Raw genomic sequence first — 24,898 nt, 5'->3', positions numbered from 1 at the left:
ATGATCTATACAGATCACGCCGTGAAGTTTACTGTTCGAATCGTTGATGGCGTTTGGTCCTACGAGCCCACCCAGACGGATGGGGCTACGGTTACTGCCTCTGGTGGCGTTGTTGTTCCGGTCGGATCTGGCAGCTGGGCGATTTCATATGATATGCAATCTGCTGTACACGAGCTGTTTTTCTTGATGGTTAATACCAATACGGCCCAGGTTGGGGCCTTAACCGATTTCGATCAGGTCATCGGTGTTGAGACGAACTCGGGTTGTCAGAACCCTCAAAAGAAAGTGGAAAATGAGAAAGAGGTTAATGTATATTCCAGCAATGTGACAGTTTATTTCAGGAATACCGATCCTGAAGGTCGTCCTGTCGGCATTTCTTTTGAGCTGTGGGCGCGCACGGTGGACGGCCTTCATCTCCTTATTAGCCGTGATCCGCAGGTCAAGAACGAGAATTAATAGTGCTAGCAGCCGATTGGGGATCGGGGTACGGGTGCTGAGCCCTGTCTCGGACCATCTCTGGCGTATCGTTGTTGGGGCGGGCCTTTTGGCCCGCCCCAGTCCGTTTACGGCGTCACCACCACGCGCCCATCAATCTGGCCGTCGCGCAGGCGGCCCAGCACGCCATTGATATCATCCATGGCTTCCACCGAGACGGTGGCCTTCACCTTGCCTTCACCGGCAAACATCAGGGCTTCAGCCAGATCAGCGCGGGTGCCGACGATGGAACCGCGGATGGTGATGCGGTTCAACACCACGTCGAAGATCGGCACGGGGAAATTGCCCGGCGGCAGGCCCACCAGGGCAACGGTGCCATGGCGCCGCGCCATGCCGATGGCCTGACCGAAGGCGGATTGGCTGACCGCCGTGACCAGCACACCATGGGCACCGCCGATGGTGCGGCGGATTTCTTCCACCGGGTTCACCTGGGTAGCATTGATGGTCAGGTCGGCACCCAGGCTGCGGGCCAGGGCCAGCTTGCTGTCGGCCACATCAATGGCGGCAACATGCAGGCCCATGGCCTTGGCATATTGCACGGCCACATGGCCCAGCCCGCCAATCCCGGTGATCGCCACCCACTGACCGGGTCGGGCTTCCGTTTCCTTCAAGCCCTTATAGACGGTGACGCCGGCACACAGGATGGGGGCAATATCGGTGAAGGAAACATCTTTGGGCAGATGGCCGACATAGTTGGGATCGGCCAGCACATATTCAGCGTAGCCGCCATTGACGGAATAACCGGTATTCTGCTGCGATTCGCACAGGGTTTCCCAACCGGTCATGCAATGCTCACAATGGCCGCAGGCGGTATAGAGCCAGGGCACGCCCACCCGGTCGCCCTCACTCACCTGGGTGACGCCATCGCCGACGGCAACCACGGTGCCCACGCCCTCATGGCCGGGGATGAAGGGCAGGGGTGGCTTCACCGGCCAGTCGCCATCGGCGGCGTGCAGGTCGGTGTGGCAGACGCCGGAAGCGGCGATCTTCACCAGAATCTGTCCCCGGCCGGGCCGGGGCACTGCCACCTCTTCCAGTGATAGCGGCTTGCCATAGGCATGGACGACGGCGGCCTTCATCTTCTGCGGCAACATGGTGGCTCTGTCCTTTCCGTTTCGCAAACAGGCAGGCGAACCATAGGACGTGGGTACCTTGGGTGCCTTGATCCAGCGCAAGAACCGGGAACTCTGATACTAAAGCAGCATAGGGCTTGGTGCCGGGCGCAGACGGTGATCGGCCGGCCCTGTGTTCTTGCTGCATCATGGCGAGATATTGTTCTGATTGTCCTCTCCCCTCTCTTGCCAGCCATCCCGGCCGCTCACATCCTCCCTGCGCAATCAGGAATGGCCCCACCAGATGGGCCAACCCTTTGGGGAGCGTACCGCCAGGGCCTTGGGATCGAATTACCGACAGGAGCGGGACAGAATGGGTGCAAGCAATCGGACCAAGCGGCATGTACTGGCGGGCGCTGCCAGCGTGCTGGCCTTGATGGCGTCGGCCATGCCGGCCCTGGCACAATCGGCGGGGGATTCCAGCCCGATGGTGCTGGATGAAATCATCGTCACCGCCACTAAGCGGGCGGAAAACCAGCAGCAGGTGCCGGTCTCCGTCGGCACTGTCACGGGCGACAAGCTGGAAGCGGTGATGTCCGGCGGCGTCGATCTGCTGGCCTTGTCCGGCCAGGTGCCCAGCCTTTATGCGGAAAGCACCTTCGCCCGCACCTTCCCGCGCTTTTATATCCGTGGCCTGGGCAACAGCGATTTCGACCTGACCTCCACCCAGCCGGTCGGCATCATCTATGATGAGGTGGTGCAGGAAAACCCGCTGCTGCGCGGCTTCCCCGTCTTCGATATGGAACGGGTGGAGGTGCTGCGCGGGCCACAGGGCACCCTGTTCGGCCGCAACACGCCGGCCGGCACCATCAGCTTCGTCTCCGTGAAACCCAAGCAGGAGACGGGCGGCTATTTCACCGCCTCCTATGGCAGCAAGAATACCATCACCGCCGAAGGGGCAATGGGTGGGGCCCTGATCGATGGCGTGCTGTCCGGCCGCCTCTCGCTCTATCACGACCGCAAGGACGATTATATCGACAATACCTATACCGGTCAGAAGGACGCCCTGGGCGGGCATGAGGAAACGGCGGCCCGCCTGCAATTGCTGTTCGATAATGGCGGGCCGCTGACGGCGCTGCTGAACGGCCATGTGCGGGATCTGAACGGCACGGCGCGCGTCAACCATGCCAATGCCATCGTCAAGGGCAGCAATGATCTTGTGCCCGGCTTCTCCCGCAACAAGGTCTTCCATAACGGCCAGAACGCCCTGGATGTCACCAGCAAGGGCGGCAGCCTGAAGCTGGAATATGATCTGGACAGCATGTTGCTGACCTCCATCACCGGCTATGAGACGGTGCATGTCTATACGCGCGGCGATATTGATGGCGGCGTGGCCGGTGTCGGCCCCGGCTTCATCCCGTTCGACAGCGAAACAGCGGATGAGCTGAACGGCCATTCACAATGGACGCAGGAAGTCCGGCTGTCCAGCACCGGTGAAAGCCGCTTCCGCTGGCAGACCGGCCTGTTCTATTTCAAGGAAAAGCTGTCAGCCATCGGCTATTCCTATGGCGACCCGACGGAGCCGCGCGGCATCGCCTTTTCCACCGACACCGACCAGGATACCAAGACCTGGGCCGTGTTCGGCCAGGCCAATTACGATCTGACCGAGCAGCTGACCCTGACCGGCGGCGTGCGCTATAATGATGAAGACAAGGATTTCAGCGTCATCCGCTATGCCAAGGGCATTTCCGGTGCCTTTACCAAGGGCGGCACCAACCTGTCGGACGATCAGATCACCTGGGATGTCAGCCTGACCTATAAGGCCACGCCGGACGTCAATCTCTTTACCCGTGTGGCCAATGGCTACCGCGCGCCGTCGATCCAGAGCCGGCCGCTGTTCTATTTCGGCAATAATATCAACCGCGACGCCCTGTCCGTCGCCAAGGCGGAGACCCTGATGTCCTATGAGGCGGGCGTGAAGTCCGACCTGTGGGACCGCCGCGCCCGCCTGAACGTCACTGCCTATTACACCGATATCGAAGATCAGCAATTCACCGCCGTCGGCGGGGCCAGCAACAATAATACGCTGGTCAATGCCGCGGCCGGCAAGGGCTATGGGCTGGAGGTGGAGGCCGAACTGCTGCCCACCGACAATCTCAAGCTCACGGCCGGTGGCAGCTATAACCACACGGAAATTGACGACCCCAACCTGCGCATCGCCCCGTGCGGCGGTGGCTGTACGGTGACGGACAAGGTGGTCGGCGGTCTGGCCAATATCGATGGCAACCCGTTCCCCAACGCGCCAAAATGGATGCTGACCGCCACTGCGCGCTATGGCATTCCGGTGGAATCGGGGGAATTCTATATCTTTACCGACTGGAACTATCGCTCCAAGGTGAATTTCTTCCTGTACCAGTCGCTGGAATTCCAGAGCGATCCCAAGCTCGAAGGCGGCCTGAAGATTGGCTATCAGTCGGATGATGAGCGGTTCGGCGTGGCCGTATTCGGCCGCAACATCACCAATGCCAAGGAGCTGGAAGGGGCAATCGACTTCAACAACCTGACCGGCTTCGTGACGGAGGCGCCGTTCTACGGCATCGAAATCACCTCGCGTTTCTAAAACCGCTTCCTGGTTCTCTCTGCATTGGTTGGAACAAGGGTGTTCCAGCCAATGCAGGGGGCGTCAGCCAACCGGTCCCATCAGGGCGGTGACGGCGTGATAGCGGGCCCACCAGGCGGCGCGCGCCGCCGCTTCATCCATGACCTCGATCGGTTCCTGCCAAAGCTTACCCCGGTAATTGCCGCCAATATCGCGCCGGGCAAGCTTTTCCGGCCAGCCCATCAGCTGCACCGCTTCGGAAATCGCTGTCACCTTATCGGCCTTCTTGATCAGGTCCAGCATGGGGGCGGGCAGGGGCCAGGGCAGGCCGGTGGCCAGGAACAGGGCGCGGTCCAGCCGGGCCTTCACCTCTTTCAACCCGGCCGTGGCGAACAGCTTGCCATAGGGGGTGACCACATCCCCCAGCCCGCCCCCTTCATGCAGATCATGCATCAAGGCGGCCAGCCGCAGGGTCGGGGAGGCATCGGGCGCCAGCAGGGTCAGCAGCACCTGTTCCAGCAACACCGAATGCTGCAGCACATTATAGGCGACATCGCCCCGCGTCTGCCCACCCCAGCGGGCCACGCGGGAGGCGCCGGTCACCCAATCCTCCAGCATGATATCGGCCGGGGACGGATCATAGAGATTGACCCAGCGGCCCGAGCGCATCAGCAGGTTGGTGCGCGGTGCCTCCAGATGGGAGGGAACCTTGGCGACCGGCTTCTTATCCATCCCTTCCACCCTTGTTGGCCGGTATCATAACAATCCGCCGCGGGTTTGACCCTTGGCGGATTGGCGGCCAGCGACCGCGGGCGCGTGCCCGCGTAAGCCAAGGCGGCGGATGCCGCTGCCCGGCGACTGAGGGAACACAAAATCTCCCTTGATCGGTCACGATCAAGGGAGATTGGTATTATATCACGAAATCAAGCGGTTGGGAGGTGGAGGCGCGGCGGCGCGAGGCCTCTGCCAGGGTGCAGCGGTCCAGCACCGTGGCCATGGCGTCGCGTGCCTTCAGCATGGCCCAGCGGATGACGCAGGTGGCCGCATCATCGCAATCGGCACACGGCTCAAACTTCAGCCGGCTGGCGCAACGGATGGGGGCCAGCGTGCCGTCAATGACGCGGATGATGTCACCGACCGACAGATTCTCCGGCGCCCGGGCCAGGCGATAGCCGCCATTGCGGCCGCGCTGGCTGTGCAGCAGCCCGGCCTTGCGCAGGTCCAGCAGGATCGCCTCCAGGAACTTGCCAGGAATATTCTCCGCCGCCGCGATCTCCGCGATCTGCACGGTGGTGGCATCCCCATAATGATCGGCGAGATGGATACAGGCACGAAGGGCGTATTTCGCCCGCTGGGTCAACATTATGGAACGGCTTCTCCAGGACGGTACGGCATCTTTCTTGGGGCTTATGCCGTCGAATATCAAGGGTGACCAGCGTTAAGGGGCTGTTTTTTCTGGATAGCGTTGCGTTGCCGCCATGCGACCCAGCCACGCTTCCCCACGGTGTCACCCTTCGGCGGCGGCCAGTTGGGGCAGACGTTCGGCCAGGGCGGCCTGGGCGCGTGCGGCCGCCTGGGCCAGCGCCTGGATGCCGGCCGTCAGTTCCGCTGGACCGGCAGTCTCATCCTCGCACAGATGCTCAAGCTGGCGGGCGCGGGTCGACATTTCCATCAGGCCGAAATTGCCGGCGAGCGAGATCATCGCATGGGCGTTGGTGCGCACCGTATCGCGCGGGGTGTCATCCGCCTGCAGGACGGAAAGCCGCTGGCGCAGCGTATTGTCCACCTCTGACAACATGCTGTGCAGCGTGGCGGCACCCATCAGGGTTTCCAGCTGGTTCAGCATTTCCTCCTGCAGCACCGGCACCTGCTCTTCCACTGGGGTCGGTGCGGGTGCCGGCGTCGCGGCTGGTGCGGTTTCCGCTGGCGGGAGGGCCTGCACCGGGCCGATGCGCTGCGACCAGCGTACCAGGGCGGCGACCAGATGTTCGGCCTCAATCGGCTTGGCCAGATGGTCATTCATGCCGGCCCGCCGGCAGCGTTCCACCTCCGCCGGCAGGGCATTGGCGGTCAGCGCCACAATGGGGATGCGCCCGGCCATGCTGGGCAGGGCGCGGATGGCGCGGGTGGCTTCCAGCCCATCCATGCCGGGCATCTGCACATCCATCAGCACCAGATCGACATTATGGTGCTGCACCGCCTCCACCGCCGCTGCCCCATCGGCCACCATCTCCACTTGATGGCCGGCGCGTTCCAGGATGGCGCGGATCAGCAGCTGGTTGACCGGCAAATCTTCCGCCACCAGGATTCGCAGCGGCCGGGCCGGCACCGCCCCGGCCCCGGTGGCGCCGGGGGTGGGCAATGCTGGGGCGTGGTTGGGCGCCTCTGTCGGCCGTAACGGTACCTCCACCCAGAAGGTGCTGCCCCGCCCGGCATCGGAACTGACGCCGATTCTTCCTTCCATCAGGCTGACCAGCCGCTTGCAGATGGCCAGCCCCAGGCCGGTGCCGCCATAGCGGCGCGCGGTGGAGGCATCGGCCTGATGGAATGGCTCGAACAGCTTGCCCTGGCGGGCGGGGGGAATGCCGATCCCGGTATCCTCCACCGCCAGCCGCAGGAAGGGCTTTCCCTCCACCATCTCCACCCGTGCCCGCAGCCCGACATGGCCGGCCTGGGTGAATTTCACCGCATTGTTCAGCAGGTTCAGCACGATCTGGCGCACCCGCGTCGGGTCCAGCATCAGCCAGGGTGGCAGGTCGGGCGCGATATCCAGAATGACCCGCAGCCCCTTTTCCTCCGCCATCGGGCGCACCAGATCGACGCAGGTTTGCAGCAGCCCCACCGTCTCCGATGCCATCTCCTCCAGTTCCAGCCGGCCGGCATCGATCTTGGAGAAATCCAGCACGTCATTGATGACGGCCAGCAAGGTGCGCCCGGCTTCTGCCTGCAGGCGGATATAATGCCGGCGCTCCGCTTCCGGCGGATTGGCGGTCAACAGCAGGTCGGCGAAGCCGATGACGGCATTCAGCGGCGTGCGCAGTTCGTGGCTGACCGTGGCCAGGAAGTCGGCCTTGGCCTTCGCCGCCTCCTCCGCCTCCCGCCGGGCCTGCCGCAGGGCCTCTTCCTGGCGGGTGCGCTCGGTCACATCACTCATGGCACCGAACAGGGACTGGGCCTCGCCAGCCTCATTGCGCACGACAATCCCGCGCACCACCAGATGGCGCTGTGTTCCGTCCGGGCGGCGGATGCGCATCCTCGTTTCAAAATTGTCCGCCCCGTCGATCGCCTCCTGCACCAGGGCGGACAGCAGGTCGTGATCTTCCGGCTCAAGCAGAGCTCGCGCTGCTTCCAGAGAGGGTTGAAAGCTGTTCTGATCCAGCCCGTGAATGCGATAGACCTCGTCCGACCAGATGACGCGACCGCTGGCCAGTTCGATCTGCCAATGGCCCACCATGGCCACCTGTTCAGCCAGCCGCAGCAGGCGGTTGGCCTCTTCCGTATCGCGGGCCTGGCGCTGGCGGCGCTTTTCCTCCACCAGCAACATATGGAAAAAGCCATAGAAGGCCAGGCTGGCCAGAATGCCGGCGGCCACGGTCCAGACCAGCAGCGTGTGCCAGGGGGCCAGCACCTCCGCCAGCGAGAGGCCGACAGTGGCGATCAGCGGATAATCATGGATGGCCCGGTAGGCGACGATCCGCTCTACCCCGTCAATGGCGCTGACCGTGGTGAAGGTGCCGGATGGCGCCTGGCGGAAGCGGGACATCAGCGGGGTGGACAACATGCTTTGCTGTCCCACGGACTTGCCCGTCGTATCGCCATCCTCCTCCCCGGAACGGGCGCGCACCATGCCATCCATCCCGACGATAGAGACGACGCCGCTTTTGCCCAGGTCCAGCCGGCGGTAATAATTGGCCAGATCGGCGGGGTTGATGGCGGCCACCGCCACGCCGCCGAAACTGCCATCGGGCCGGTTGATGCGCAGCGAAACCGGCACGGAATGGCGACCGGACAGCCGGCCGATTATGGGGGGGCCAATGAAAATGCCGCCGCTGTCCCGGTCCAGATGGGCCAGCACATGGGCCCGGTCCAGATAATTGGTGATGCGTGCATCCGGTCCCAGCCCCCTGGTGGAGGCCAGCAGATACCCGGCCGCGTCAATGACCGAGACCTCCACACTGGCCCCGGCCGGTGAATTCTGCCGCCGGATCACCCGCGCCAGATCGAAATGTTGGGCGTCCGCTTCCAGATCGGCCTTCACGGCGCGGAGCAGCTGATCAACGGTGGAGAGCAGCCAGAAGGATTGTTCTTCAAAGGCCAATGACAGGTTGGTGACATCCCGCTCCGCAGCCCGCAGCAGCGTGCCGCGCTCCAGATGCAGGAAGCCGATGATCGCGCCCCACAAAAGGGCCAGCGCCGCGAACAAGGCCAGCAGCGATTTACCCGAAGCGCCCTGCATCATCCCCCTTTCAAGGGGACGGCCGGCTGTTATCAGCCTTGTCATCGGGCCACCCCTGCATCACAGCACCCTGGATAGCATATTTCCCTTCCCAGGTGCAGGGGAGAGCATCGTTACCCGCCGCGTAGGCAACTTGGTAATGCTGCGACCGCCGCCGCGCCGCTTGTGCCGCGTGAAGCCAAGCCAGCTGAGTATCAGGTACTGGCCGTGGGATAATGGATGGACAATACTTCAATCTCCTCCAGCCCGGCAGGCGTGCGCACAGCCACCAGATCGCCGACCTGCGCCTTCAGCAGCGCGCGGGCGATGGGGGAGACCCAGCTGATCAAGCCGGGCCCCATGTCGGTTTCATCCACCCCGACAATGGTGACGGTATTTTCGCTGTCATCCTCGCGGACATAGGTGACGGTGGCGCCGAAGAACACCCGGTCCTTCTGCTTCTGCTGGGCGGGATCGACCACATTGGCGATTTCCAGCCGCTTGGACAGGAAGCGCATCCGGCGGTCAATCTCCCGCAGGCGCTTCTTGCCATAGATATAATCGCCATTTTCCGACCGGTCGCCATTACCGGCCGCCCAATGCACGATTTCCACCACTTTGGGCCGTTCGACCCGCAGCAATTGCTGCAGCTCCCGCTGCATCCGGTCGAAACCGGCTGGCGTGATATGGTTCTTGGTGCCGGGCGGCAAGGGGCGGGGATCATCGGCGCCGTCATCATCGGCCGCCGCGTCGCGCGCATTTTCATTCACCCAGGCTTTGCTCATCACCGGCCCTTCCCATCACTGCCGCCCCTGTTTAGAGCGGATCGCCAAAAGGTGAAATCACCTTTTGGCGTGAATCCGCTCGCAGGCAGACTCAGCTAGAGCCACCTGCGTTCGACTAAACGCAGGTGGCTCTAGCGCGGCAGTGGGACGGGGCCAAGATGGCAGAGCGATCGGTTCTGATAAAGCCAACCGGATGTCAGGCCGCGTGTTCGCCCGTGGCAATGTCCGACATGTCGGCGGCCGTCAGTTTGGCCAGCCGGTGATCGGGCAGGGCGCAGAAGATTTTCACCCGGCGCTCGATCATGCCGAACACCAGATTCAACAGCGCATGACGCTCAATCTCCGACCCCTGCAGGCTCAGCGGGTCGGGGAAGTTCCACTGTGCCACCATCGGCTGGCCGGGCCAGTGCGGCGGGTGCAGCTTGGCGGTATCTTCGCAGGCAAAGAAGATGAAATCCATTTCGGGGGCGTCGGCACCCGCATAGAGATCCCAGCTTTTCGGGCGCAGCGCGTCGGTATCGATCCCGACCTTGCGCAGCAGCTCCATCGCCTGTGGGTTGGGCTGGTCCAGCGGTTCCGGCCCGGCGGAATGGACCTCGAACCGGCCCATGCCCCAGCGGCGCAACAGCGCCTCTGCCATCAGGCTGCGTGCCGCGTTCTTGCGGCAGATGAACAGCACCTTGAACCGCTTATCCGTCATGATCGCTCCACCAGGCCCGTTTCCGTGGTGGCGCGATCATGGCGATGAGTGGTGACAGGCCGATGACGGTTTGGTGACGGACACGCCGGTTACCGTTAAAAATCCATTAAACTTACCCCCGTTTCGGGCCATAGCGTTTGCGCGGCGCCCCGCGGAAGCCGGGGGCAGGTTTGCCACCCGGTCCGCTGCCGGGGGTGCCACCACCTGGACGCGGGCCGCCATGGGGCTTGCCCTGGCGTCGCCGCGCCGTGCTGGCCAGCAGCTCCGACAGCCGCCCGGCCACCTGGCCACGGCGCTCCTCCACGGCTTTCCGGTCCGGGAACAGGCGGGCGAATTTGCGGCTGGCCCAATAATACAGGTCGCAGGAGCGCGACAGTTCCTCCAGCGCATAATCATCCAGCCGGTCCATGCGCGGCGGCACCACCAGCCCCAGCGGCACCGGTTCCCCGCTTTCCACGGCGCGCAGCATTTGGTGGAAGAAGCGGGCATCCACTTCCTTTTCCAGATCGCAGGGCATGAACAGCAGGGACAGCTTTTCTTCAAACCCGATATCCCGCTCATCCAGCTCCTGCGCCAGCCGGCGCAGGGAGGACAGGTCGGAAACGCGGTAGGGGCTGCCCGCCGTCTTGGCGGCGGCAAAGCAATCCACCAGCAGCTGCATGTTATGGGTGCCGATGCGGCCGGCCAGCCGCGCCACCATGGCGCGGGTCGGCCGCACGGTCAGCATGGTTTTCGGCCCGAAGGCATTGTCTGGCCGGTTCCAGAGTGCCTGCAGGCGGACTGCCGTGCCCTTGCCGACAATGCCGAACTCGCCCGCCTCGTGATGGCCATAGCGGCCGGCGCGGCCGGCGATCTGCTTCAATTCCGTCGGCAGCAGCTCCCGCTGCTCTACCCCGTCATATTTTTCCAGGGTGGTGAACAGCACGCGGCGGATGGGCAGGTTCAGCCCCATGCCGATGGCGTCGGTTGCCACCACCACCTGCGCCTCGCCGCTGGTGAAGCGCTCCGCTTCGCGCCGCCGCACCTCTGGTGCCAGCGCGCCATAGATCACGGCGGCGGTCAGGCCCTTGGCCTGCACCATGTCGCGCACCAGATGCACGTTACGCCGGGAAAAGGCGATCAGCGCGTCGCCCTTGCGCACATCCTCATATTCCAGCCGCTGTTCGATCATGTGCAGGGGCGATTTGCGCTCCAGCGACACCACTTCCAACGGCTCATTCAGATGGTGCGCCATCCGCTTGATCAGCGGCAGCACCTCCGGCGCGCCCAGCAGATAAACGGTGCGCGCCGCCACCCCCATCAGGGCCGCCGTCCAGGCCCAGCCGCGATCCTTGTCGGCCAGCATCTGAATTTCGTCGATCACCGCCACATCGACGGGGATTTCCGGGTCCAGCATTTCGATGGTGGAAGCGGTGTGCCGGGCGTCCGGCACACGGATTTCCTCTTCCCCCGTCAGCAGGGTGGTGGGGGTGCCATCGCGGTTCAGCCGGTCCATCACCTCCAGCGCCAGCAGGCGCAAGGGGGCCAGATAGAATCCGGTTTCGGCTTGCTTCAAGGCCGTCATCGCCCGGTGGGTCTTGCCGGAATTGGTGGGGCCGATCACCAGCACCAGCTTGCGCCCCATGGTGCGGGCGCGGGGGAACAGCCGTTCGAACTTGGCGAAATCGAATTCGCTGTTCACAAAATTGCGACCGCGCGCCACGGCGCGTTCCCGCAGCCAGGTATCCGCCACCTCTTCCCAGCGGCGCAGAATATCGTTGGGCTGATGGTTGCTGCGGCAGATGCGGTAAAGCCGTTCGCCCAGATTCTCGAAGGTCCAGCTATCTTCCGCCTCGCCCACCAGCTCCCGCAGCTGCCACAGGCGCTGGGCTACGTCGGTCAGCGCCTGTTCCAGCGCCTGGGCCAGCTGCGGATCATTGACCAGCCGCTCGCGCAGTTCCGCATCTTCCAGCCCGGTCAGCTCGTCAATATCCAGGCTGCGGCTGACCTCCAGCTTGATCGGGCCGGGCAGGTCGGGGAAGTTCAGCTCATCCGCCGTACGGGCGCGCACCCGCGTTTTCGCCTCCGCCGCCACGAGCGCGACCGGAGCACCGTCCAGCGCGCGGCGGCCCTGTTCCAGCAGTTCCCGCCGGCGGATCAGCCGGGCCACCTGGCCTTCAATCTCCAGCGCCACCGCCTCGCGCCGGTCCTCCATCACCACCAGATCGCGCTTGCCCTCTGGCAGCGGCAGGCCCAGCGGCACCATGCCATAGGCCAGCGCCTGCTCTACCCGGTCCAGCCCCAGCCGGCCAGCGGTGGTGATTTCAGGGTGATGGCGGGCGACAGAGAAAACCAGATCCGGGTCCAGAACAGCCTGTTCCGGGGACGACACTTCCATTGGGCACCGAGCAAAGAGAACGATTTAGCAGGCGCACAATATGCGATAAGCCGCCGCCTATTCCCAGAGGGTTCGTGAACATGGCACTCACGCCCCCGGCCTCCCCTGGTCGGGCGGCGGACGGTTACGCCAGCGCCATAAAGGCTGGTACATCCTGCTGATCACGACGGCGTCCACCATAAAAGGTGAGATTGCGCGGCGGCTGTTCCACCGCCTGTCCGGCGACGACCCGGCGCACGGCGTGAACGGCGGCCACCACATCCGCGCCGCTGAAGGGCTTGTGCAATACGCCCAGCACGAAGCTGCCGACATGGTCTGGCAACTCGCTGAGCCCGGTCAGCAGCAAGGTGGGGACGGCATGGCTTTCCAACAGCATTTCCGCCAGCATCAACCCGCTCTCGCCATAGCCCAGCCGCACATCCAGCAAAGCCAGATCGAAGCGGGTGCGTTCAGCCAGGGCCAGGGCCTCGGCAGCATTGGCTGCCGACCGCGTATTGATGCCGGCCCCGCTCAGGGCATCCTCGACGCTGGCGGCGATCAAGGGTTCGTCTTCCACGATCAGGACATTCATGCCTTATTCCCCCAGGGTTCGATGGCCGGCCGGTTATTGCTGACGCCTGGGATTGAACGGCAACGGGCGGGAAAAGTCCCGCCCGCAAAAGGTCTGGTCCTATCGGACGGTCTGCCTAGGCACCCACGCTGTCGGGCATGGGCGGAAGACATAGGCGGGTCGGATCAACCGCCGTGATGCCGGTCCCAGATGGCGCGGATGTCCCGCGCCAGGGTCATCGGCTCGAATGGTTTTGGCACCACATCGATAACGCCAAGCGCCAAAAAGGCTTCCACTTCACGCGGCTGTACCTTGGCGGTGATGAAGATCACCGGGATAGCGGCCGTCTCCGGGTCGCCCTGCAGAGCGCGCAGCGTGGCCGGCCCGTCCATGCCCGGCATCATCACATCCAACAGGATCAGGTCGGGCTTGAATGTTTTGGCAGTGGCCACCGCCCGCGTACCGCTGTCACAGAGTTCCACCGTGAATTTGCCGATCCGGGTCAGCGCCAGGTTGGTGACCGTGCGCAGCATCTCCTCATCCTCGACATAGAGAATACGGCTGAGGTCCGGGATCATGATGAAGGCTCCAGATGATGAGACGGTTCGGGGGGGATGGCACGCTGGGATGCGCCGGCCGGCCCCTGTCCGGCTTGGCGCAGCCTTTGTATCAGCCCTTGGATGGTTTCGACCAGATCGTCACTGCGTGCGCGTGATTTCACCAGGGTTGCCGCCACCTGGCGCAGGGCGACCAGATCAATGTCGGCCCCAGTGAAGACCACCACCGGCACCGGGCCCCCGGCCCGGTCGCGCAGCAGGGGGATGACATCCAGGCCCGATCCGTCCGGCATGTCGATATCGATGATGGCCAGATCGAAATGCTGTGCCGCTGCCGCCTTCCGGGCTTCCGCCATGGAAGCGGCGGGGACAATATCAGCCAGCCGTGACAGCACACGCTGCACCACCAGCCGCATATCCGCATCATCCTCTACATGCAGCAACAGGGGCTTCTGGTTGCCGGGGCGGGCGATGGCGCGACCAATGGCGCGGATCAGCCGATCCGGATCAATCGGCTTGGCCAGCCAGTCGATAATGCCCACCGCCTCGCCGTTCAGGGTTTCGCGCCCCTGATCGGCGATGGCGGAGACAATGATGATCGGCAGATCGCGGCCGGCGGGCAGGGCCCTGATTTTATCGAACAAGGTCAGTCCGGAAACGTCGGGCAACAGCAGGTCCAGTGTCATGGCATCGAATCGCCGTTCCCGCAGCAGGCGCAGCGCCTCTTCCCCATCCGTGGCCAGCACGGGCTCAAACCCCGCCTGAGACAGCATCAAGCCCAGCAGGCGGGCAATATCGGGGTCATCTTCACAGACCAGAACCTGGGCGGCGGGCATCGCCATCCCCGCTTCTGCCTCATCATCCGCCAACAAGGCGGTAACCGGCAGATCGTCCAGCACCGGCAGATCGACATGGAAGCGTGTGCCATTGCCGACCGTGGTTTCAAAGGAAACTTGCCCGCCATGGCGTTCGACGATCTCCCGGGTGATGGCCAGGCCTAAGCCGGTGCCGCCCTTTGCCCGGCTGTCGGAGCTGTCGGCCTGGGCGAAACGCTGGAAGATGCGGGGGCGGAACTCCTCCGGGATGCCGCAGCCCTGGTCGATGATGCTGACCCGCACCCAGTTGGGCCGCAGGCCGGTGACACTGATCCGCACGCTGCTGCCGGCGGGGGAGAATTTCACCGCATTGCTGACCAGGTTGGTGAAGGTCTGCACCAGCCGGTCGGCGTCACCCTGCACGGTGGCCTCCGGTAACCCTTCCTCCAGCTGCAATGTCACCCCGGCACGGCCGGCCAGGGCCTCATTATCCTGCACGGTCTGGCGCAGCAGGGTGCGCAGTTGATGCGGCTTCATCTCAAAGCGCATCTTGCCAGAGGCAATTTTCTCGATATCCAGCAGATCATTGATCAGGCGGATCAAGCGCTCCGTGCTCTGCTGGGCAATGTCGGTCAGTTGCCGCGCCTCTTCCGGCACGTCGCCGAACAGGCCGCTATTGACCATGCCCAGGGAGGCGCGGATGGCCGTCAGCGGGGTGCGCAGTTCATGGCTGACGGTAGAGATGAATTCCGCCTTCAGCCGGTCTGCTTCGCGCAATTGCGAAATATTGTTGGCGATGCCCAGGAAGCCCTGGATCTGGCCATCGGCGGAGCGCAGCGCATTGACGGACAGCAAGGCCGGGAAACGGTGCCCGTCCCGGTCCACCATGGTCCATTCGCGCTGGCTGGGGCGCCCCTGGCGGGCATCATGCACCAATGCCTCAAAGGGGCTGTTGATGGCGATGCCTTCCTGGCGCAGCCGATTCAGCACGCCCGCCAGTTCCGCCGGATCATGGAACAGCACCGGTGTCTGCCGGCCGATCAGTTCATGGGCGCCATAGCCCAGCATCCGTTCGGCACCGCGGTTGAAAATCTGGATCGTGCCATCGGTGTCGGTGGAGATAAACGCCGTGTCGGCGCTGTCCAGCATCACCTGAAGATGGGTGGCCAGATGGCGGATTTCGCTTTCCGCTTCTTTGCGTTCGGTGATGAATTCGGTGAAAATGATGATCCCGCCGACCCGGCCATCAATGTCGTGCCACGGGTGGATTTCCCAGCGCAGCCAGTTGACGGTGCCATCACTGCCAACCAGCCTGTCCTCCTGGGAAGCGGCGGTCTTACCCCCCAGGCAGGCGCGGTGGATGGCGCGCCAGCGTTCGTCGGTTTCCGGGAACAGGTCATAATAGGAAAGGCCGATGACATTGCGACCCTCCAGACCATATTCCGACAACCAGCGCCGGCTGACAGCCAGATAGCGCATGTCGCGGTCCAGCATGGCGATGGCGGTGGGGGTGTGGCTGATGAACAGGCCCAGCAGATGCTCGCGCCGGCGCAGTTCATCGGCCATACGCCGCCCGTCCAGGTGAGTTTGCCGGAAGGCTGCGGCGGCGCGTGCCAATTCCCCCACCTCATCCTGGCGACGTATGTCGGGTACGGTCAGATCGGTGCGACCGCGGGCGATCTTTTCAAACAGGTTGGTCAGTTCAGCCAATGGTCGCAGCAGGCGATAATGGGCCAGCAGCAGGGCCAGCATCGTCAGGCCCACGCCAAACAGCAGCAGCAGGATGCTGGCCAGCAGATCGCGTCCCGCCACGCGGGCCAATTCCGCCGCGCGGCTGGCGGAAGCGACGCTGGCAGCGCGTTGTATCGCCAGCATACTGTCAATACCGTTTGTTGCCACCGCAAACCATGCTTCCGCCTTTGCCATGTCGGGATGGAAATCAGGGCTGTTCAGCAACTGCATCGCATCATGGCGCGCGGGAGCGACATCCGTGTTCATCACCCGGCGGGTTTCCGCCACCAGCCCCTCCACATCGCCGATGCCGGTACGTGCCATGTTCTCAATGCCATTCCAGGCCCAGGCATGGCGGGCATTGGCATCAATCAAGGTGGCCTGCACGGAGGCCAGTGACGGGCCACCAGCCAGTGCCCCTGCAATCAGTGCCCGTTCCCGCCCGGCATATTCTGCCGCGATCCAGGAATATTGCTTCAGCCATGATTGGGCGGCGATTCGCATGTCATCAATCGGAATGGCGACAAGTGCCTGGAATCGCAACGCGCTGCTTTGATCAATCACGCCGGTCATGGCGGCAAACCAGCGTTCATGCAAATCGGGCGGGCGCTGCGACCGGGGCAGGGCAAGGGCTTTTGCCAATCTCGCCCGCATGTCCTGGGCGATGATGATGGTCTGCTTCATCTCCAGCAGCGAATGGGGGGAAATCTGCCCGGTGCCGCTATGTTCCTCCAGCGCCGTCAGCGCCTGTGCCCAATATCTGTCAGCGCTGGCCGCGACGCTTGCCAGCTGTTCCCGCTTCTCCGCTGGGACCGGCGCCTCGGTGAACAGCAGCATATAGCCCAGACCGCGCTCCAGCGCCCAGTCGGCAGAGGCGAGCAGCAACGTGCCCCTGGCGGCATCGGAGTGTATGAAATCTTCAGCGTTCCGCTTCTCACGCCAGCTCTGGAATATATCCACCCCCGCCATGGCCAGGAAGCCAGCGGCAAGCGCCAATATCAGGGCGGGGATGAGGTAGCGAAGCCGCATCGACCTTCAATGTCCAGTTCGTCAGCGGCGGCCTGTGCCACCGCCGGTACGAGCAGGACGATGAACGATTCGTATGACGGTCGCCATACTCCTGCAATGACCCTATCCAGAAGTCTAGGTTTGGGTGGAAAGTTCAGCACGTGCGCTGATTATTCCAGGTACCCATCCACCTCGGCTGCGGCCCGTTCCAGGGGCCAATCCAGTCGCTCCATGATCTCGTCAATGGCATCTTCAGGGGTCAGCAGCTTGCGCCCCACCCGTTCAAGAACGGCGTCCAGTATCGCCTCTTCCTTGGGCGTGGGGCGGCCATAGGGTTTGAGAATCTCGAGAATCTTGTTCATCCGCTTTTCTGATCCCTGCATGGCATAGGTGTTTGGGCGCAGGATAATACAGCAGGGCCGGCGATTGACCAGTGTGTTACCGCACCCCCGCGTCGCATCAATCAAAGGCGATCAGGTCGGGGGCGCTGCTGATCAGGCGCCGGGTCAATTCTTCTATATGAGAGAGCAGTGTCGGCGGCAGGCCGGTCTGTACTGCCGGATGCTGGTGAAGGTCAGCCAGCCTGTCCCGCCATCGTTCCATCACAAACCGGCTGCCCAGGGGCATGTGCCGCATATCTTCCGCCAGACATTCCAGGATCGGCGCCACCGCCGTCAGACGCAGGTGCCACAGCAGGGTTTGCAACCGCGTCAGCTGTTCTTCCACCTGTACCAGCTTGTCTGTTTCCAGGCGCTGGGCATAGGAGCCGGCCACGGTGACAAAGGAATCGACGGTTTCAAACAGCGGCGTCAGTTCCTTGAACTGACGCAAGGCATGGGTGACGTCCGCGGGGGGAGACAAGGCCGCGCACCGCTTCTCCAGCCGTGCAAGATCATCGTGCAGCAGGCGAAGCTGATGGTCCATGCGTGCCTGGGCTGCCGGATCGCCTTTCATGGTCTCTTCCGCTTCGTTCGCTCCAAAGGCATATTCCGAATCGTTATACGTGGTGCAACCAGAAATATCTGACTGAATGGGGAAAGGGTGAAAGGAAAAATGATCTTCTCCCCCGTTTTGCCCTATTGGCAGCTGCGGCAGCCCTGCCACAGGACACCGCTATGCGGTATTTTTAACCCGTTGGAGGCAGAAGACCTCTCGCAACGCGGAAAAGAAGTGGTATAAGGCACATCGGTCCAACCTCTGGGGAATTAGTCCAAATGAAAAAGGATCTTCTGGCTGCGGCTGCGGCTATCGCACTTGGGCTGATGCCGGCCGTTGCCAATGCTCAGCAGGCAAGCTCTACCGCCACTGCTTCTACCGGCGCAGGCAGCGCTGCGGGCGCCGGTGCTAGCGGCGTTGCAGTTGGCTCGCTGACCACGGTTGCCGTTGTCGGTGCCGTTGCTGTGGCTGGTGTGGTGGCTGCCGCTGCTTCCGGCGGCAATGATGATGCGCCAGACAATGGCGGCGGCACCACGCCGACCCCGCCAATCACGACCCCGACCAGCACGTCGACGACGACCGCGACCAGCACGCGTCGCTGATAACGGGCGCTGTTCGCACCCGCAGGATGTGGACTGTTCTCGGAGGGGCCCCCGTGAGGGGGCCCTTTTGCATTTCAGGTTTTCTTAAGGGTAGGTTTGATGGGCAAGGCGCCGGGCTCCCCGCCTTTCGGTCCCGTGTGAACGCCCCTTTCCCTGCGGTTCAGCCGGCAGGCTTGGTAACCTCGATATTCATCGCATCAGCGCGCGCGTGGATGTGTTGATTCGACTTCCAGCAGAATCCGGTCTTGGCATCCAGCCAGTACCGGTTGGTGTAGGGCTTCTCTCCCGGCATCTGCACATCTTCCCGCAGGATGACAGTTTCCAGCGATCGCCCTAGAATCTTGATCTGGACTGTGCCTTCCAGGGTGAAACGGCTGCTGAGCGGTACGTCAAACAGGGCAGCGGACTGGATATCGATGCGCCGCACCAGGGTGCGGCCCGCCAGTGCTCTTAAATCTGCCGGTTCTCCATTGTCTGCCATTGGCCAGTCTGTGGGGAAGATTGTTCGTGTCAGGTCGCCGGCCATTCCCACACTGCGCACAATGAAGGGGCCCCGTGTCACCAGGACCTGCCGGCTCTGGCTGTAATAGACCAGTTCCCGTTGCGGACCGACTTCCCCCAGCACCATGAAGGCCACTGCCCCATCGTCATACCAGGCGAGAATCGAGGCATAGGGCAGGTCATCTGCCTGCTGGCGGGTGACCGGTACTGGCTGCGTGACACCAGTCACCGCGGCCACTGTTGCCCAATAAGGAGATTCAGTGCTAACCAGGGCACATCCCGGCAAGGTGGTCGCCGGCAAGGCGCTGGCTGCCAACAGGCCCAGACAGCGGCGCCGGCTGAGGATGGCCGTGGTCGCCTTGGGATCGCGTTTGGGATGAATCATGGAGAACTCGATGCGTCATGTGTTCAAGGCTGCCGTCCAGGGGCGGCACCTGCGATCCGGTCTAGCATGGGTGGGGCTGCTTGTCAGTGCCGCCATGCCAGCGTCGGCACAGATGATCGAGTTGCCCAGCGGCAGCGTTAATCTGCGTGACCTGCAGCAGCAATATAGCCAAGGCCAGCCGAGTGGGCAGGTTCCCAGTGCGCTGGACCGGGCCCGCCTGCAACAACAGCAGCCGCCGGGCAAGACGCTGCCTTTCGGCCGGGAAGAGCAGAAACAGGAGGTTCCTTCTACCCTGGAGGCCCAATATCAGCGGCGTGTGTCGCAGGACCTCGTTCAGTTTGGTTACGATCTGCGGACGGCGACGGGGACCACGCAGACGACGGGCCTTTTGTCCGGTTCGGTGCCCGATGATTATGTCTTGGGCATTGGTGATGAGCTGGTCATCACGCTGCGTGGCCAAGTGAACAATACCACCCAGGTTCGGGTGGATCGTGAAGGCCGTGTTGTCCTGCCCAACATGCCGCCTGTGGCGGCCGCCGGGCGGCATTTCGGGGAGTTCCGGGATGATTTGACAGCGCAGGCGCAGGCGGCCTTTCTGCAGACCAATGTCTATGTCTCTGTCGGTTCGATCCGGTCGATCGGCGTCCTGGTCACCGGTGAAGTTCACTCACCCGGCCGTTTCACGCTGACCAGCCTGTCCAGCCTTGTCGATGCCCTGCTGCTTGCAGAGGGGGTGAATAAGACCGGTAGCCTGCGCAATCTCAAGATCGTTCGGGCCGGCGAAACAATTCCGGTTGATCTTTATGATGTGCTGCTGGGGCGCCGCTCGCTCCATGATCTCAGGCTGAGAGATGGCGACCAGATCATCGTTCCCGGCATTGGAACCACCATCGCCGTCGCTGGCGAGGTCGTCCGTCCGGGTATTTATGAATTGCGGGCGGATGGCGGCAAGGTTTCGCTGAACGCTGCCCTGGAACTGGCCGGGGGGCCGCAGCGCGCGCGTGGAAACCGGCTTGAGATTCTGCGCCTGGACTCCAGTGGTCGCAATGAGATCATCCGGAGCCCTGCCAGCACGGCGGCCATTGCGGCAGGCGATGTGATTTTCGTTCAGCTGCCGCGGGAAGCGATTGCCCTGGAAGGCGCTGCGGAATTGCCGGGTGATCGCGGCCTGGGTCAGGCCAAGACGCTCAGCGATCTCCTGCGGGACCCTTATGTCCTTCAATCCAACCCCTATCTTCCGTTTGCCGTCATTGAAACGGAGGATCCCGCCAACCGCCAGCGCCGGTACGTTCCCGTCGATCTCCAGCGTGTACTGGAAGGGGGCATGAACATCACGTTGCGCGAGCGTGATAAGATCATCATCTTGACCAGAGACGATGTACGCTATCTCGGTTCTGCGGATGTGCAGGCGGTACTTCGGAAAGAGTCCCCCCCCAGCCTGCAGCTTTCCATCGACTCGAAAATGGCGCAGGAAAGGCTGGCCTTGGGGGGAGGCTCATTGACGTCTACGCCTGATAAGCAGGAAAATGAGCCGGTCGCAAAGGGGTTGATTGGCGCCTATACTGACAAGTCGGCAGGCACGACGCGTCTGATCGAAACCAACGTTGCCTGTGCTGGCCTGCAGTCTCTGGCCGCCATTGTTTCGGAAGGGATGCAACAACGGTTCCCGATCGCCCGGCGGATGATGAGTTATGGCAATTCCGGGTTAATTGATGTCCGCCCCTGTCCGGCGATATATGACCGCCATCCTGACCTGCTTCCCTATTTGCTGGAATATGTATCGGTACTTGAAGGGGAGGTCCGGTTTCCCGGAATCTACCCCGTGGTTCCTGGCACAAGATCCCAGACGGTGCTGTCCGCCGTCGGTGGCCTGACACTTGATGCCGACGTCAATGCCATTGAGATGAGCAGCACGGCTGGTGGGCGTCAGACCGGACTGAATGTGGCGCAGCTTAATCAGGCGACGATCAGCCCCGGTGATGTGATCCGGGTCAGCGGTGTTATACAGCAACGTGAAACTGGTGTGGTTGAAGTGGCCGGCGAGGTGTTGCGGCCAGGTCGCTACGATATTCGACGTGGGGAGCGATTGTCGGAGCTGCTGCGTCGCGTTGATGGCTTGACGCCCGGTGCCTATTCTTACGGTGCTGTTTTTCAACGAGAACAGGTCCGTGTTGCAGAAGAGGAGGGTTACCGTCGTGCCGCCCGTGAGTTGGAGCAGGCGCTGCCCGGCGTGCTTGCCAGCGGCAATGCTGAGAATGCTCAGGCAGCACAGAGCGCGCTGCCCTTCTTGCAGGGGCTGATCAGTAGTCTGAAAAGCACGAAGGCGGTCGGCCGTGTGGTGATTGAGGCCGATCCGACGGTTCTGGCCTCCCGACCCGAACTGGATTTCGCTCTCGAGCCGGGTGACAAGCTGTTTATCCCCAAGCGGCCATCGCATGTGACGGTGACAGGAGAGGTGCTGAACCCCAGTTCTGTCATGTTTACCAGTGGCGCCAGCGCACGTGATTATGTGAAAAGGGCGGGGGGCGTCACAGCATCGGCAGAACTCTCTGATGCGTTCGTCATCTATCCCAACGGGGAATCCGAACCTCTCGGTTTGGGGCGCTTCAGCGATGGCAATGTGCCGATACCGCCGGGTTCCACGATCGTTGTGCCGCGTGATCCGGAACCGTTCAGCTTCTTGGCCACCACTCGCACCGTGATGTCGTTGATCAGCAGTCTGGCCATTTCGGCGGCCTCGCTGGCTGTGATCTCTCGGAATTGATCGACGGGTGGATAATCTGGTGATCATGTTACGCTTCCGCCGGATGGCCACAGCCCTCATTGCCTTGCTGGCTATGTCCAACGGGGGGGCAGCCCAGGGGCAGGAACTGGACAATCCGTTCCTGCCCCGGCAGCCATCAGCAACGGTGAACGATTATGGTGGCGTGGGGTTGATCCAAACCCCGATGGGACGCATGTCTGACGACGGGCAGGCCTATGTCGGCTTTTCCTATGTCTGGCCCTATACGCGCTATTTCCTGACGGTCCAGGGATTACCCTGGCTGGAAGCGACCCTGCGTTACACCAGCGTTGCTAACCGCTTCTACGGGCCGCAGGATTTCTCTGGCGATCAGAGCTATAAAGACCGCGGCATTGACGTAAAGGTCCGTTTGGTAAAGGGCGATGCCGACTGGCCTAACCTGTCGGTGGGCTTGCGCGATATTGCCGGGACCGGCTTGTTTGGCTCCGAATATATTGTCGCCGATCAGAGCTTCGGGGATTTCGACATTTCGCTGGGCATGGGCTGGGGCAATATGGGCACCCAGGGTACGCTGCGTAATCCGTTCTCCCTCATTTCCAAGCGGTTCGATACACGTGACACCACCTTTGCCAGCGGCGGTGGTGCTATTTCCACTGACTTTTTCCAGGGACGCCGTGTTTCGCTGTTCGGCGGGGTCAACTGGCGTCCGCCCTTTGTTGAGGGGCTTAACCTGAAGCTGGAATATGATCCCAACGATTATCAGTCGGAGCCGCTCAACAACCCGTTGAAGCAGAGCCTGCCGATCAATATCGGGATTGATTATAAACCCTGGGATTGGCTGCAACTGGGTGTAGCGCTGGAGCGTGGTAATCGCGCCATGCTGCGTTTTGCCACCACCACCAATTTCCATAAGGCCAAGGGTCCGCCCAAGCTGGATGCACCGCCGCCCCCGCTGCTCCCCGTCACGCCGGCGGGGCAGCAGGCGGCGGCATTGGCTGCGCCGCCTGTCGCACAGGCGCCGATCGTGCCGGGCAATGCGGAGGAGGTGCGCACCGGTCTTGGACGTCAGGCTGCCTTTGATGGTTTGCATCTGGAAGCATTTGCCCGCATGGGCAAGGAAATCCACGTTACTGTGACCGGCTCGCCCAATCGGGATGGCGTCACGGTGGCTTATGCGCTGGCACAGCGGGTTATCGAACTGGCGCCTGATTTCCAGGGCAAGATCCGCATCGTGCAGGTGGAAAACAGCCTGCCCTGGCTGGTGATGGATTTCGACACCAAACTGCTGCGGGATGAGCTGAAGGTGTCGCAGCCGTCACCAGTCACGCCCTCTGACAAGGTGCAGTTGACCGGGGCCCCGCCGCCGGAACCTGTCCGCAAGCAGCTGCGGGAGGTGCTGAGCAAGCAGGGTTTCTTCCTGTATGGTGCTGACTATAAGCCCGGCAAGGCGAGCTTGTTCATTGCCAATAGCCGGTACCGGCAGATGCCGCGCGCCATTGGCCGTGCCGTGCGCGCCGCCGCCTCTGTGCTGCCTCCTGAATATGGCGAGATCCAGCTGGTTTTCATGGAAAACGGCATGGAGATGCTGGCCGCGACCATGTACCGCGCTGATCTGGAGCGCTCGCTCTCGGCTACGGGTGGTTCCATGGAAGAGGTGTGGATGCGCACCCGCATGGAACGGCCGGAGATGAAGCTGGCAGAGGCCAATACGCCACAGCCAGATCCCTATCCAGGATTCGGCTGGTCGCTGCGCCCGGCCCTGCGTCAGACTTTGGGGCGGCCGGAAGCCTTCATTTTATGGCAGGCGCTGATGCGCGTATCCGGCACAGTGACCCTGGCTCCCGGCCTCAACATTGCCGGCGGCGTTGGCATCGACATCTATAATAATTTCGACCGGATGCGCGTTCCGTCGGACAGCGTGTTGCCGCATGTGCGCTCTGACATCAAAAGCTATCTCCAGCAGGGTACGACGTCGATGACGCACCTGCAGGCTGATTATTCATTTAGCCTGGCAAAGGATACGTATGGCCGGCTTTACGGCGGCTATCTGGAGGAAATGTTCGGTGGGGCCGGCGGCGAGGTGCTGTATAAGCCCTTCGGTCAGGAATGGGCCATCGGCTTGGATGTTGCCTGGGTCAAACAGCGCGATTTCCAGCAATGGTTCGGCTTCCGCGATTATGATGTCGTGACCGGCCACTTGAGCGGATATTATCACTATGAACCGCTAGGGGTGGATACTCGCTTGAGTGTTGGCCGCTATCTGGCGGGTGATAAGGGGGCCACATTCGAATTGTCACGGACGTTTGACAGTGGCATCACCGTGGGGGCCTTTGCCACTTTTACAGACGTTTCGGCAGAGCAGTTTGGTGAGGGCCGTTTCGACAAAGGCATTTATTTCATCATCCCGCTCGACAACATCTATGTCAAATCCAGCCGTGGGTCGCTGGGCTGGCTCTGGCGCCCGCTTACCCGTGACGGTGGCCAAATGCTGGCCAGTCGGCGGGCGTTGATCGGGCAGATCGAGGCGTCCGATGGATCGCGCCTGCGGCGCAACTGGAATACGTTATTAGACTGATCATCGATCGGTGGATCGGGAATTGCCGACGCCAAGGCGGCTGGGAGACTGA

At 62.6% G+C, this 24,898-nt stretch carries 18 protein-coding genes; 5 read left to right on the top strand and 13 right to left on the bottom strand.

The window, feature by feature from the left end; genetic code table 11:
* Positions 1–456 carry a hypothetical protein gene (locus PCJ49_RS16610; protein ID WP_269911910.1) on the top strand — a complete coding sequence of 152 codons (456 nt, stop codon included), beginning with the start codon at positions 1–3 and terminating at the stop codon, positions 454–456.
* Positions 457–563: 107 nt separating this feature from the next.
* Here PCJ49_RS16610 and adhP read toward each other — a convergent pair whose 3' ends face one another.
* The gene (adhP, locus tag PCJ49_RS16605; RefSeq protein ID WP_269912072.1) at positions 564–1,586 is read right to left on the bottom strand and encodes an alcohol dehydrogenase AdhP; all 1,023 of its coding nucleotides are present in this window, start codon (positions 1,584–1,586) and stop codon (positions 564–566) included.
* A 334-nt stretch (positions 1,587–1,920) separates the two neighbouring features.
* Between adhP and PCJ49_RS16600 the strand changes: the two genes are divergently transcribed.
* Complete coding sequence (locus tag PCJ49_RS16600; RefSeq protein ID WP_269911909.1) at positions 1,921–4,167, top strand: TonB-dependent receptor; 2,247 nt, start codon at positions 1,921–1,923, stop codon at positions 4,165–4,167.
* Positions 4,168–4,230: 63 nt separating this feature from the next.
* Here PCJ49_RS16600 and PCJ49_RS16595 read toward each other — a convergent pair whose 3' ends face one another.
* From PCJ49_RS16595 to PCJ49_RS16545, 11 genes are all read right to left on the bottom strand, one after another.
* Positions 4,231–4,878 carry a hydrolase gene (locus PCJ49_RS16595; protein ID WP_269911908.1) on the bottom strand — a complete coding sequence of 216 codons (648 nt, stop codon included), beginning with the start codon at positions 4,876–4,878 and terminating at the stop codon, positions 4,231–4,233.
* Between the two features lie 178 nt (positions 4,879–5,056).
* Entirely contained in the window at positions 5,057–5,509 is a 453-nt protein-coding gene (locus PCJ49_RS16590) for an Rrf2 family transcriptional regulator (protein ID WP_089289015.1), read from the bottom strand.
* A gap of 144 nt (positions 5,510–5,653) precedes the next feature.
* A complete protein-coding gene (locus PCJ49_RS16585) occupies positions 5,654–8,605 on the bottom strand; it encodes an ATP-binding protein (RefSeq protein ID WP_269911907.1) in 2,952 nt (983 codons plus the stop codon).
* Between the two features lie 191 nt (positions 8,606–8,796).
* Entirely contained in the window at positions 8,797–9,366 is a 570-nt protein-coding gene (gene greB, locus PCJ49_RS16580; RefSeq protein ID WP_089289013.1) for a transcription elongation factor GreB, read from the bottom strand.
* Positions 9,367–9,562: 196 nt separating this feature from the next.
* Positions 9,563–10,066, bottom strand: a complete 504-nt coding sequence (locus PCJ49_RS16575) for an arsenate reductase ArsC (protein WP_269911906.1) — start codon at positions 10,064–10,066, stop codon at positions 9,563–9,565.
* Positions 10,067–10,178: 112 nt separating this feature from the next.
* The gene (locus tag PCJ49_RS16570) at positions 10,179–12,443 is read right to left on the bottom strand and encodes a helicase-related protein (protein WP_269911905.1); all 2,265 of its coding nucleotides are present in this window, start codon (positions 12,441–12,443) and stop codon (positions 10,179–10,181) included.
* A gap of 124 nt (positions 12,444–12,567) precedes the next feature.
* Complete coding sequence (locus PCJ49_RS16565) at positions 12,568–13,014, bottom strand: response regulator (RefSeq protein WP_269911904.1); 447 nt, start codon at positions 13,012–13,014, stop codon at positions 12,568–12,570.
* A gap of 164 nt (positions 13,015–13,178) precedes the next feature.
* Entirely contained in the window at positions 13,179–13,571 is a 393-nt protein-coding gene (locus PCJ49_RS16560; RefSeq protein ID WP_200819978.1) for a response regulator, read from the bottom strand.
* The gene (locus tag PCJ49_RS16555; protein ID WP_269911903.1) at positions 13,568–17,125 is read right to left on the bottom strand and encodes a response regulator; all 3,558 of its coding nucleotides are present in this window, start codon (positions 17,123–17,125) and stop codon (positions 13,568–13,570) included. The genes PCJ49_RS16560 and PCJ49_RS16555 overlap by 4 nt, the downstream gene beginning before the upstream one ends.
* Before the next feature lie 149 nt (positions 17,126–17,274).
* On the bottom strand, positions 17,275–17,466 hold the full coding sequence (locus PCJ49_RS16550; protein WP_269911902.1) for a hypothetical protein: 192 nt from the start codon (positions 17,464–17,466) through the stop codon (positions 17,275–17,277).
* Positions 17,467–17,563: 97 nt separating this feature from the next.
* Complete coding sequence (locus PCJ49_RS16545; RefSeq protein ID WP_269911901.1) at positions 17,564–18,058, bottom strand: hypothetical protein; 495 nt, start codon at positions 18,056–18,058, stop codon at positions 17,564–17,566.
* Positions 18,059–18,318: 260 nt separating this feature from the next.
* Here PCJ49_RS16545 and PCJ49_RS16540 point away from each other — a divergent pair, with 260 nt between their 5' ends.
* Positions 18,319–18,642 carry a hypothetical protein gene (locus PCJ49_RS16540; RefSeq protein WP_269911900.1) on the top strand — a complete coding sequence of 108 codons (324 nt, stop codon included), beginning with the start codon at positions 18,319–18,321 and terminating at the stop codon, positions 18,640–18,642.
* A gap of 160 nt (positions 18,643–18,802) precedes the next feature.
* Here PCJ49_RS16540 and PCJ49_RS16535 read toward each other — a convergent pair whose 3' ends face one another.
* Positions 18,803–19,528, bottom strand: a complete 726-nt coding sequence (locus PCJ49_RS16535; RefSeq protein WP_269911899.1) for a YjbF family lipoprotein — start codon at positions 19,526–19,528, stop codon at positions 18,803–18,805.
* Positions 19,529–19,538: 10 nt separating this feature from the next.
* Here PCJ49_RS16535 and PCJ49_RS16530 point away from each other — a divergent pair, with 10 nt between their 5' ends.
* Together PCJ49_RS16530 and PCJ49_RS16525 are read left to right on the top strand one after the other, a co-directional pair.
* On the top strand, positions 19,539–22,292 hold the full coding sequence (locus PCJ49_RS16530) for an SLBB domain-containing protein (protein WP_269911898.1): 2,754 nt from the start codon (positions 19,539–19,541) through the stop codon (positions 22,290–22,292).
* A gap of 25 nt (positions 22,293–22,317) precedes the next feature.
* Positions 22,318–24,846 (top strand): YjbH domain-containing protein, encoded by a 2,529-nt coding sequence (locus PCJ49_RS16525; RefSeq protein ID WP_269912071.1) that lies wholly within the window; start codon positions 22,318–22,320, stop codon positions 24,844–24,846.
* The last annotated feature ends 52 nt before the right edge of the window (positions 24,847–24,898 follow it).

Source organism: Niveispirillum sp. BGYR6, assembly GCF_027568365.1.
GTDB lineage: Bacteria > Pseudomonadota > Alphaproteobacteria > Azospirillales > Azospirillaceae > Niveispirillum.
The sequence above is the reverse complement of the archived record's forward strand: the minus strand, read 5'-3'. Positions and strand labels throughout refer to the sequence as shown.